Genomic DNA, 12,809 nt, shown 5'->3' with positions numbered 1-12,809 from the left:
TCATGACTAAGAAGAGACGGAATCGTCATAAAAATGAAGATCAAGAACCGCAATTTGATTTTGATGATGCCAAAGAGCTAACGGTTGGACAAGCTATTCGAAAAAATGAAGAGGTGGAAGCAGGTGTATTGCCTGGAGATTCTATCTTGGACAAGTATGTGAAACAACATAAGGATGAAATTGAGGCAGATAAATTTGCGACCCGACAATACAAAAAAGAGGAGTTAATCGAAAAAGAAGAGGCAGAGGTAGAGCAGCCCCAGACTCTAGATAATTTGCTTCAAGAGCTTCGTGACGAAACAGGAGTAACTTCTCCAGAACTAGAAAATGAATTGAGTCAGTTTGATGATCTAGAATTCACACGCGTTTCAGAAGCTCCTCTTGCCGAAGAATTTGAGACTGAAGAAGTACAATTGTTTGGAGAGGAAGAAGTTCCAACATTTTCTCGAGTTACGGATAGTGAAGATGAAAAAAGTAAGAAGAAATGGGTGATTTACGGTATTCTAGCAGCCTTAGTAGTTCTTATCCTTGGAACTGGTTATTATGTTTATCGTCAAGTAGCTCGTTCGACCAAGGAAATCCAGACTTCTCAATCAACCACAAACTCGCAGGCAGAAGCGGAAGAATTTAATAATTTATATGATGCCTTCTACACAGATAGCAACAAAACGGCTTTAAAAAATAGCCAGTTTGATAAACTGACTCAACTTAAAACCTTGCTTGATAAGCTGGAAGGTAGTCGTGAACATACGCTTGCCAAATCTAAGTATGATAGTCTAGCAATGCAAATCAAGGCCATTCAAGATGTCAATGCACAATTTGAGAAACCAGCTATTGTTGATGGTGTTCTGGATACCAATGTCAAAGCTAAATCTGATGCTAAATTTACAGACATTAAAACTGGAAATACGGAGCTTGATAAAGTGCTAGATAAGGCTATTAGCCTTGGTAAGAGCCAGCAAACAAGTGCTTCAAGTTCAAGTCAAACTAGCAGTTCAAACTCTAGTCAAGCCAGCTCAAATACTACTAGTGAGACCAGTCCAAGTAGCTCAAATGCGGCCTCAACTGAGACTAGAAGTTCTCGTAGTGAGGTCAATATGGGCGTATCAAGTGCAGGAGTTGCTGTTCAAAGAAGTGCCAGTCGTGTTTCTTACAATCAATCGGCTGTTGATGATAGCAATAACTCTGCTTGGGATTTCGCGGATGGTGTTTTGGAACAAATCCTAGCGACTTCACGCTCACGTGGTTATATCACTGGTGATCAATACATCCTTGAACGTGTCAATATCGTTAATGGCAATGGTTATTACAACCTCTACAAGCCAGATGGAACCTATCTCTTTACCCTTAACTGTAAGACAGGATACTTTGTTGGAAATGGTTCTGGACATGCGGATGCTTTGGACTACTAAGCAGTCGTTACAAAATTCTTTCTTTTCAAAAGTAAAAATGATAAAATAAAACAAATCAAATAAGAGGAGTGTCAAATGACAAAAGCTAACTTTGGTGTCGTAGGTATGGCCGTAATGGGTCGTAACCTTGCCCTTAATATTGAATCTCGTGGTTACACAGTTGCTATCTACAACCGTAGTAAAGAAAAAACGGAAGATGTGATTGCTTGCCATCCTGAAAAGAACTTCGTACCAAGCTATGACGTTGAAAGTTTTGTAAACTCAATCGAAAAACCTCGTCGTATCATGCTCATGGTTCAAGCTGGACCTGGTACAGATGCTACTATTCAAGCCCTTCTTCCACACCTTGACAAGGGTGATATCTTGATTGACGGCGGAAACACTTTCTACAAAGATACCATCCGTCGTAATGAAGAATTGGCAAACTCAGGTATCAACTTTATCGGTACTGGGGTTTCTGGTGGTGAAAAAGGTGCCCTTGAAGGTCCTTCTATCATGCCTGGTGGACAAAAAGAAGCCTACGAATTGGTTGCGGACGTTCTTGAAGAAATCTCAGCTAAAGCACCAGAAGATGGCAAACCATGTGTGACTTACATCGGTCCTGATGGAGCTGGTCACTATGTGAAAATGGTTCACAATGGTATCGAGTATGGTGATATGCAATTGATCGCAGAAAGCTATGACTTGATGCAACACTTGCTAGGCCTTTCTGCAGAAGATATGGCTGAAATCTTTACTGAGTGGAACAAGGGTGAATTGGACAGCTACTTGATCGAAATTACAGCTGATATCTTGAGCCGTAAAGACGACGAAGGTCAAGATGGACCAATCGTAGATTACATCCTTGATGCTGCAGGTAACAAGGGAACTGGTAAATGGACTAGCCAATCATCACTTGACCTTGGTGTGCCATTGTCACTCATCACTGAGTCGGTATTTGCCCGTTACATTTCAACTTACAAAGAAGAACGTGTGCATGCTAGCAAGGTCCTTCCAAAACCAGCTGACTTCAAATTTGAAGGGGACAAGGCTGAGTTGATTGAAAAAATCCGTCAAGCCCTTTACTTCTCAAAAATCATTTCATACGCACAAGGTTTTGCTCAATTGCGTGTAGCTTCTAAAGAAAACAACTGGAACTTGCCATTTGCAGACATCGCCTCTATCTGGCGTGATGGTTGTATCATCCGTTCTCGTTTCTTGCAAAAGATTACAGATGCTTACAACCGTGATGCAGATCTTGCTAACCTTCTTTTGGATGAATACTTCTTGGATGTTACTGCTAAGTACCAACAAGCAGTGCGTGATATCGTAGCTCTTGCGGTTCAAGCTGGTGTACCAGTACCAACCTTCTCAGCAGCTATTACTTACTTTGATAGCTACCGTTCAGCTGACCTTCCAGCAAACTTGATCCAAGCGCAACGTGACTACTTTGGTGCCCACACTTACCAACGTAAAGACAAAGAAGGAACATTCCACTACTCTTGGTATGACGAAAAATAAGTAGGTCTGCCATGGGGAAACGGATTTTATTACTTGAGAAAGAAAGAAATCTAGCTCATTTTTTAAGTTTGGAACTCCAAAAAGAGCAATACCGAGTTGATCAGGTTGAGGAGGGGCAAAAAGCCCTCTCCATGGCTCTTCAGACAGACTATGACTTGATTTTATTGAATGCTCATCTGGGGGATATGACAGCCCAGGATTTTGCAGATAAGCTGAGTCGGACTAAGCCAGCCTCAGTTATCATGGTCTTGGATCATCGTGAAGAATTGCAAGATCAGATTGAGACAATCCAACGCTTTGCCGTTTCTTACATCTATAAGCCAGTTATTATTGAGAATTTGGTAGCTCGTATTTCAGCTATTTTCCGAGGTCGGGACTTTATCGACCAACACTGTAGTCAGATGAAGGTTCCAACGTCTTACCGCAATCTGCGTATGGATGTAGAGCATCATACCGTTTATCGTGGCGAAGAGATGATTGCTTTGACCCGTCGTGAGTATGATCTTTTGGCTACTCTTATGGGAAGCAAGAAAGTTCTGACTCGTGAGCAGTTGTTGGAAAGTGTCTGGAAGTATGAAAGTGCGACCGAAACAAATATCGTGGATGTCTATATCCGTTATCTACGTAGCAAGCTTGATGTAAAAGGTCAGAAAAGCTACATTAAAACCGTTCGTGGTGTTGGTTACACCATGCAAGAATAGAAAAGCAGTCACCCTTGTGTAACTGTTGTTTGAGCTCTATACTATCTGTAGCAGGAATTCCTGAACTCCAGATAGTATAGAGCTTTTTTTGAAGAATAACAAATGCAGGTTCTTATACTCAATAAAAATCAAAAAGCAAACTAGGAAGCTAGCCGTAAGCTGTACTTGAGTACGGTAAGGCGACACTGACGTGGTTTGAAGAGATTTTCGAAGAGTATTGGTATCTGATAAGCTTACTTTCATAGTTCTCTACTTTTTGACGCTCAAAAGGAAAGAGCTAGCTGTAGGTAAAATCAATATACTCTTTATAAGTATTCGAAAAATGGCATTTATCATAGTTTTGAAGAAAAGAGGGATTTTATTTTTATTGCAATATTACAATATAGTGAATGGTTTAAATCCTAGAATTTTCTGAAAATAATGGAAAATAATAAAAAATAATTAATATAATTGACAAATCTGCTTATATAAATTATAATGTTGAATGTATGTGTATGTGTATGTGTATGTGTACTACATGCTATTTTTAGAAATTAAAAGGAGAAAATATAGTGTATTTTAATCGTAAAAATGCAGAGCAAAAGAACTGGAGAATGATCAAAAAAGGAAAGCATTTCCTATTCGGTTGTTCTCTTGTTTTTGCGGTCGGAGCTAGCTTAGCTACTCAAGTAGTTCATGCAAACACAGCAGAAACTACTGTAGCAAGCAACTCGACTACTGGGAATGTTAACCCTACACAGAACGGAGATGGCAAGACTTATGAGGCACCTGCTGCTGTAGCAGAAATCAAGCCAGAAGTTGCTACAACACCAGCAGTAGCGGCAAAATTAGGTGGAGAAACTGCAAAAGAAGTTAAAGCTTTAGATAAAACTAAACTTGAAAACTACATTGCAGAAATCGAAGCAAAATTAGCTAACGGAACATACGAAAACAAAACAGAAGAGAGTGTTGCGGTATTAAAAGCTGACTTAGAAGCTGCGAAAGCTACATTAGCAAACGCAACAACTCAAGACGAAATAAAAAAAGCTTACAGCAAATTAGTAACTACAGCTAACACTAAATTAAAAGCAAAACCTGTAGAGAAAAAAGAAACTCCAGCAGTAGACACTACTAACGGACAACCAACTGTAGGTAAAAAAGCAGAAAACACTGAGAAAAAATCAGAATCTAACTCAATCGAAAACACAGGATCTAACGACTCACGTAACGGTAAAGCATTAGATAAGAATAATGCTTTTAGAGCGGAAGTTGCCTATGCAGAAGGTACAAATGCAGCCGCAAATGGTCATAGTGATACCTATATCCTTAATGATGTTAATAAAGCCACGTCTACAGCTGACGCTGTTAATGCAGTTTCTAGAGTTACAAATTATAAAGTTAAATATAATAAAGACGCTAGTGGGAAGATTACTTCATTAGATTGGCTTGTCTTTTATAATGATCATGCAGAAAATCTATCTAATACGTATAATACAGATGGAGGAGATGTATATCGAAATTTCATCCAAATTCCTGCAGAAGTTAATATGCCAACTAGCATTACACGTGCAAAATATAACTCTCCAATCAACCCTAAATTTATAAATGGAAAAGTTCAACGTATAAAACCTGATGGTTCAGCGTTGAGTAGTTCTGTAACGTTTGAAAATCCATCACCAGATAAAGCTGCTGGATTACCATTAGACAAAAAAGATACCTTTGCTCTGGCTTCTGGTTGGGAAAGTAATCTCTATGGTCGTTCTATAGAAAAACTTGCCGGTCAGGAGGACAGATATTTCAAGAGTGCGGCGTCTAATTCTTCTCCGAGAACTAAAGAGTTATTGAATAATGTTGCCTTGAATGACAAACGTTTGATTGTGGATCGTTCGACTACAGGTGGTGATGGGTATGATGCCTATGCATGGAGTTTTAGAACTGAAGTTCCTGCAACAACATCTAACGAACAGTTGAAAGATATGAAGGTTGTGTTTGGTATGATGCGTAGCGCCACTGCAGGTGCCAATGCAGCTTTCGCCAACATTGCAACTAACCCTGTGAAAATGTGGCAGTCTGATGTTTCCCCTGAACCAACAGCGAAAGTTCAAACTGTAAAAGTTGGTCAAAAACCAGATGCGACAAAATCAATTGGAAACTTAGACACTCTTCCAAAAGGGACAACAGTTAAGTACAAGAATGCAGTTGATACACAAACTCCAGGTGAAAAACAAGCAACAGTAGTTGTAACTTACCCGGATACATCTACAAAAGAAGTTCCTGTAAAAGTAATCGTTGAAAAAGAAGCAGTAGCACCAGCTAAGCCAGTTATCACGACAAGTCTAACAGGTAAGGCTAATACTAAAACTCCGGTTGATAGTGAAAGCAGAAGCGGGGTCTACAGTTTCCTTGTTCGCCCATGATGGCACTAAGCTTGGTACAGCCGTTGCGAACGACCAAGGTGTAGCAAGCATCACTCCAACAGTAAACATTCCAGCCGGTATTGTAGCAGCGACAGCTACCAAAAATGGTAAAACATCAGAAGTAAGTGCTGCTGTAGAAGCAACTCCAGCGGCAGATGCTGCAACTAATAATCCAACGCCAGGTGCAGCGACTAACAATCCATCGGCAGGTGCTGCAACTAACAATCCAGCGACAGATGCTGCGACTAGCGGTCCAGAAATTGTCAATGATTTGGAAGGTAAAGCAAGTACGCCGGCTGATGTGACAGTTAAAGCACCAGCAGGTTCAACTGTTAAGCTTTACAACACAGATGGTGTTGTGATCGGTGAAGCTGTAGCTAATGCTCAAGGTGTAGCAACTGTTCACCCTACAAACAGCCTTCCAGCAGGAGAGATTACAGCGACTTCAACACCAGCAGGTGGAACAGAGTCAGCTAAGAGTGCACCAATTACGGTTACAGCATCACCAGTAACTGTTAAGGATGGTGGTGTGACTGGTAACAATGACACTAGACTATTGGTAAGTAAGTCAGAGATTACAGTATATCCTGGCGATAACATTGATATTGATGTTGTAGCTCAAGCTACAGCTTTAGAGAAATTTTCGGTTGAGAAAAATCCGATAGCTATTAAAGGTGTAGTGCCATCAGGGGGGTACCTAGGATCTTCAAATGGAGCTACGATTAGACAACGTGATGCTAAGTATAGTGGTACTGTTGCAATGGACCAGCCAGCAGGAACAACTGAGGTTGTTTTTCATGCGAAGAATCGAGATAAACCAACAACGATATACAGAGCACTTATAGTAAATGTTCTTGAGACAGCTAAGAAATATGAACCAGTTGCAGGTACAAAAGTAGATATTGCAGATTCTAACGGCGTTAGTGAAACTGAAAAGAATAAGATTATCGAAGCAGTGAAAACTGCTAACCCAAGTCTTCCAGCAGATTCACAATACAGTGTGGATGAGAAAGGAAATCTTACTATCACTTATCCTGATGGATCAAAAGATAAGATTGCAGCAACATATCTAGTTAACCCACCAGCTCCAGCAGCTCCAGCAGCTCCAACAACTCCAGCAGTAGCTCCAACAGTAGAAATTCCATATTCAGATAAGTCTACTAAAGAAGTCTATGTATATGGTGGAGAAGAAAACTCATTCGATATCAAATTCAAAGATGATAGTGGGAAAATTGCAAGTGCCACTGTAAAACAAGGTGGTAACAGAGCGTTTGCTGATGTTGCAGGTGAAGCAAATACTATCAATACTCAATATGGATTTAAAGCAAATGTTATCAATGCTGAAACTCCAGCGACAGCAGATACACCAGCAGTCATTACTTACTCAGGTACTCCAGCAGCGACAGATGGTTTGAAACAAGAAGCCTTAGATGCAGCGACTAAAGGAGAAAATCCATCTGGTATGGCTTTAGGCTGGCGTTATGCAACTGCAACGGATACAGATGGTGCATTTATTGAGAATAAAGCTGTGGGTAGCTCAACTGCAACTGATCCAGGTGCATTCCGTGTCATGCTTAAGGGGCAAACTCAAAAATATGACATTGCAACTCCAACTGAAAAAGTTGTTGTAGCAGATCCAGCTAATGTAACAGATGCCGACTTGGCTAAAATCAAAGAGAAACTCCAACTTGAGTACTCTCAAACGAATGATGATGCTAACTTAGCAGACAAAAAAGGTACAGCTGTAGCTGATAAAGATGCTAAGATTGAATCAGTCACAAAAGACGACAAAGGAAATCTTGTAGTAACCTATAAAGATGGTTCTGTAGATAAAAAACCATTATCAGAATTTGTACGTACAAATGAAAAACCAACTGTAGAAATCCAATATTCTGATCCAGCGCCTAATAAGAAAGAAGTCTATGTTTACGCATCAGAAGTGAATTCTTTTGATATTAAAATCAAAGATGATAGTGGCAAACTTGCAAGTGCTGAGTTAAGAAGAGGTTCTAACCAATCATTCCAAGATGTAGCGGGAGAAACTAATAAACAAAATACAGAATATGGATTCACTGCGAATAAATTCACTACTGAAACAACAGCGACAGCAGAAAATCCAGCTGTTATCACATACACAGGTACTCCAGCACCCGAAGGGAAATTTACAAAAGAAAAATTTGAAGCTGCGATTCAAAATGGAGGAACTCCATTAGGATGGCGTTTTGTAAAAGCCATTGATAAAGATGGAGCAGATGCTAGAGGAAATGGTAGAGATGCTACTGATCCAACTGCGGTTAATGTAATTCTTAAACCTCAAACTCAAAAATATGATATTAAAACTCCAGCAGAAGCTGACAAAGTAGTTGTATCAGATGTTAACAATGTTACTGATAAAGAGTTTGAAAAAATTAAAGAGAAAGTTAAACTTGAATATTCTCAAAACAATCCAGACGCACGTTTAGCTGATAAAAAAGGTTCATTAGTGGATGCACAAGAACAACCTTCACGTATTCAATCAATTACTAGAGATGCTGATGATAATGTAGTTGTGACATATGCTGATGGTTCAAAAGATAAAAAACCTTTATCAGAATTTGTAACTAAAAAACCAACAGATGCAGATAAGAACACACCAACAGCTAAACCACAAACTGTAAACAAAGGAACAACACCAAAAGCAGAAGATTCAATTGGAAATGTAAAAGATCTTCCTAAGGGTACAAAAGTAGCCTTCAAAGCTCCAGTAGACACAGCGACACCAGGTGAAAAAGATGCGACAGTAGTTGTAACATACCCAGATGGATCTAAAGAAGAAGTTCCAGTTAAAGTAACGGTTAAAGCCCCAAGTTCAACACCAGATACAAAAGCACCAGCTAAACCAGAAATCAAAACAGATCTAACAGATAAAGCAGGAACTAAGACACCAGTTGAAGTAAGTGCAGAACCAGGATCTAAAGTTGAGTTATTTGATAAAGATGGTAACAAGATTGGTGAAGGCGTAGCAGGAAAAGATGGAAAAGCTACAATCACACCAACAGTAGAACTTCCAGCAGGAGATGTAATAGCGAAAGCAACAGACCCAGCAGGAAATGTATCACAACCAAGCGCACCAGAAAAAGCAACAGCAGATACAAAAGCTCCATCTAAACCAGAAATCAACACAGACCTAACAGATAAAGCAGGAACTAAGACACCAGTTGAAGTAAGTGCAGAACCAGGATCTAAAGTTGAGTTATTCGATAAAGATGGTCACAAACTTGGTGAAGGTGTAGCAGGAAAAGACGGTAAAGCAACAATCACACCAACAGTAGAACTTCCAGCAGGAGATGTAACAGCGAAAGCAACAGATCCAGCAGGAAATGTATCACAACCAAGCACACCAGAAGAAGCAACAGCAGATACAAAAGCACCAGCTAAACCAGAAATCAAAACAGATCTAACAGATAAAGCAGGAACTAAGACACCAGTTGAAGTAAGTGCAGAACCAGGATCTAAAGTTGAGTTATTTGATAAAGATGGTCACAAGATTGGTGAAGGTGTAGCAGGAAAAGACGGAAAAGCAACAATCACACCAACAGTAGAACTTCCAGCAGGAGACGTAACAGCGAAAGCAACAGATCCAGCAGGAAATGTGTCAGAACCAAGTACACCAGAAAAAGCAACAGCAGATACAAAAGCTCCATCTAAACCAGAAATCAACACAGACCTAACAGATAAAGCAGGAACTAAGACACCAGTTGAAGTAAGTGCAGAACCAGGATCTAAAGTTGAGTTATTTGATAAAGATGGTAACAAGATTGGTGAAGGTGTAGCAGGAAAAGACGGTAAAGCAACAATCACACCAACAGTAGAACTTCCAGCAGGAGATGTAACAGCGAAAGCAACAGATCCAGAAGGAAATGTGTCAGAACCAAGTACACCAGAAAAAGCAACAGCAGATACAAAAGCTCCATCTAAACCAGAAATCAACACAGACTTAACAGATAAAGCAGGAACTAAGACACCAGTTGAAGTAAGTGCAGAACCAGGATCTAAAGTTGAGTTGTTCGACAAAGATGGTCACAAGCTTGGTGAAGGCGTAGCAGGAAAAGATGGTAAAGCAACAATCACACCAACGAAAGAGCTTCCAGCAGGAGACGTAACAGCGAAAGCAACAGATCCAGCAGGAAATGTGTCAGAACCAAGTGTTCCAGCAACCGCAACTAAGGATACAAAAGCACCAGCTAAACCAGAAGTTAAGACAGACTTAACAGATAAAGCAGGAACTAAGACACCAGTTGAAGTGACAGCAGAACCAGGATCTAAAGTTGAGTTGTTCGACAAAGATGGTCACAAGCTTGGTGAAGGCGTAGCAGACGAAAACGGAAAAGCTACAATCACACCAACGAAAGAGCTTCCAGCAGGAGACGTAACAGCGAAAGCAACAGATCCAGCAGGCAATGTGTCAGAACCAAGTGTTCCAGCAACCGCAACTAAGGATACAAAAGCACCAGCTAAACCAGAAGTTAAGACAGACTTAACAGATAAAGCAGGAACTAAGACACCAGTTGAAGTAAGTGCAGAACCAGGATCTAAAGTTGAGTTGTTCGACAAAGATGGTCACAAGCTTGGTGAAGGCGTAGCAGACGAAAATGGAAAAGCTACAATCACACCAACGAAAGAGCTTCCAGCAGGAGACGTAACAGCGAAAGCAACAGATCCAGCAGGCAATGTATCAGAACCAAGTGTTCCAGCTACAGCAACAAAAGATAATGCAGTTAAGGATCCAGCGGTAACACCAGTTGTAGATCCAAGCAACTTGACTGAAGCAGAAAAAGCTAAGGTAGCAGACGAAGTTAAGAAATCAAACCCAACAGTAACAGATGTTAAGGTTGGCAAAGATGGCACAACAACGGTAACCTTCCCAGATGGTACAACAGCCGTTATCCCATCAGGTGATACAGTTAAGAAATCATCAGATAATGCAGTTAAGGATCCAGCGGTAACACCAGTTGTAGATCCAAGCAACTTGACTGAAGCAGAAAAAGCTAAGGTAGCAGACGAAGTTAAGAAATCAAACCCAACAGTAACAGATGTTAAGGTTGGCAAAGATGGCACAACAACGGTAACCTTCCCAGATGGTACAACAGCCGTTATTCCATCAGGTGATACAGTTAAGAAATCATCAGATAATGCAGTTAAGGATCCAGCGGTAACACCAGTTGTAGATCCAAGCAACTTGACTGAAGCAGAAAAAGCTAAGGTAGCAGACGAAGTTAAGAAATCAAACCCAACAGTAACAGATGTTAAGGTTGGCAAAGATGGCACAACAACGGTAACCTTCCCAGATGGTACAACAGCCGTTATCCCATCAGGTGATACAGTTAAGAAATCATCAGATAACGCAGTTAAGGATCCAGCGGTAACACCAGTTGTAGATCCAAGCAACTTGACTGAAGCAGACAAAGCTAAGGTAGCAGAAGCAGTTAAGAAATCAAACCCAACAGTAACAGATGTTAAGGTTGGCAAAGATGGTACAACAACCGTAACCTTCCCAGATGGCAGCACAGCCGTTATTCCATCAGGTGATACAGTTAAGAAATCATCAGATAATGCAGTTAAGGATCCAGCGGTAACACCAGTTGTAGATCCAAGTAACTTGACTGAAGCAGACAAAGCTAAGGTAGCAGAAGCAGTTAAGAAATCAAACCCAACAGTAACAGATGTTAAGGTTGGCAAAGATGGCACAACCACAGTCACCTTCCCAGATGGTAGCACAGCCGTTATCCCATCAGGTGATACAGTTAAGAAATCATCAGATAACGCAGTTAAGGATCCAGCGGTAACACCAGTTGTAGATCCAAGCAACTTGACTGAAGCAGACAAAGCTAAGGTAGCAGAAGCAGTTAAGAAATCAAACCCAACAGTAACAGATGTTAAAGTTGGCAAAGATGGAACAACCACCGTAACCTTCCCAGATGGTACAACAGCCGTTATCCCATCAGGTGATACAGTTAAGAAATCTAATCCAACAGCAACAGATGTTAACGTAGGTAAAGGTGGCACAACAGCAGTAATCCCAGCTAATAAAGCAGATGATAAGTCTAAGGATGCAGATGGTGTTAAAGATCCATCAGTAACACTAGTTGTAGATCCAAGCAACTTGACTGATGCAGAAAAAGCCAAGGTAGCAGAAGCAGTTAAGAAGTCAAACCCAACAGCAACAGATGTTAAAGTAGGTAAAGATGGTACCACAACCGTAACCTTCCCAGATGGTACAACAGCTGTAATCTCAGCTGATAAAGCAGTTACATCTGCTGAACAAGGTTCACATGGAGTAGCACCAGCTGGTAAGGCAGTTACATCTGCTGAACAAGGCTCAAATGCAGCAACACCAGCTAAGAAAGCAGGAGCGAAAGAGTTGCCAAATACTGGTACAGAACAATCTAGCGCTTCACTTGCTCTAGCACTTCTTGCAGCAGCAACAGGGGGACTCCTTATCGCGAAAAAACGCGAGGAAGAAGAGTAAGAAATTACCTTGATAAAATAATTTATAGGATAAACATTCTATAAATTTAACGAAAAGAGATTGGAACACTATGTTCTAGTCGCCCCCAAAAAGATAGCATCTCCGAGAGGAGATGTTATCTTTTTTTACTAGCTAATCAAATGATAGTTCATTATTATAGTAGATTGAAATAAGATATGAACAAATTGATTAGGAAAGTTAATACTCTTCGAAAATCAAATTTAAACCACGTCAGCGTCGCCTTACCGTACTCAAGTACAGCCTGCGGCTAGCTTCCTAGTTTGCTCTTTGA

Annotated in this window: 5 protein-coding genes; all 5 read left to right on the top strand. The window is 40.5% G+C overall.

The window, feature by feature from the left end; all coding sequences use genetic code 11:
• Nucleotides 1-2 precede the first annotated feature (2 nt).
• The 5 genes from mapZ (at nt 3) to SK629_RS11030 (ending at nt 12,517) form a co-directional block, all read left to right on the top strand.
• The gene (mapZ, locus tag SK629_RS08945) at nt 3-1,412 is read left to right on the top strand and encodes a cell division site-positioning protein MapZ (RefSeq protein WP_042901523.1); all 1,410 of its coding nucleotides are present in this window, start codon (nt 3-5) and stop codon (nt 1,410-1,412) included.
• Nucleotides 1,413-1,487: 75 nt separating this feature from the next.
• Nucleotides 1,488-2,912 carry an NADP-dependent phosphogluconate dehydrogenase gene (gene gndA, locus SK629_RS08940; RefSeq protein ID WP_000158785.1) on the top strand — a complete coding sequence of 475 codons (1,425 nt, stop codon included), beginning with the start codon at nt 1,488-1,490 and terminating at the stop codon, nt 2,910-2,912.
• An 11-nt stretch (nt 2,913-2,923) separates the two neighbouring features.
• A complete protein-coding gene (locus SK629_RS08935) occupies nt 2,924-3,613 on the top strand; it encodes a response regulator transcription factor (RefSeq protein WP_000518028.1) in 690 nt (229 codons plus the stop codon).
• A 551-nt stretch (nt 3,614-4,164) separates the two neighbouring features.
• Complete coding sequence (locus SK629_RS12895) at nt 4,165-6,009, top strand: Rib/alpha-like domain-containing protein (protein ID WP_042901522.1); 1,845 nt, start codon at nt 4,165-4,167, stop codon at nt 6,007-6,009.
• Nucleotides 5,966-12,517, top strand: a complete 6,552-nt coding sequence (locus SK629_RS11030) for an Ig-like domain-containing protein (RefSeq protein WP_152639379.1) — start codon at nt 5,966-5,968, stop codon at nt 12,515-12,517. The genes SK629_RS12895 and SK629_RS11030 overlap by 44 nt, the downstream gene beginning before the upstream one ends.
• Nucleotides 12,518-12,809: the final 292 nt, after the last annotated feature.

This window comes from Streptococcus mitis (assembly GCF_000722695.1).
GTDB classification, from domain to species: domain Bacteria; phylum Bacillota; class Bacilli; order Lactobacillales; family Streptococcaceae; genus Streptococcus; species Streptococcus mitis_O.
This window is presented reverse-complemented; position numbering and strand designations above follow the sequence as displayed.

Bases quoted from the DNA above. Each gene is read 5' to 3' on its own strand.
- mapZ (WP_042901523.1), top strand. From the start codon at position 3: ATGACTAAGAAGAGACGGAATCGTCATAAAAATGAAGATCAAGAACCG.
- SK629_RS08935 (WP_000518028.1), top strand. From the start codon at position 2,924: ATGGGGAAACGGATTTTATTACTTGAGAAAGAAAGAAATCTAGCTCAT.
- gndA (WP_000158785.1), top strand. From the start codon at position 1,488: ATGACAAAAGCTAACTTTGGTGTCGTAGGTATGGCCGTAATGGGTCGT.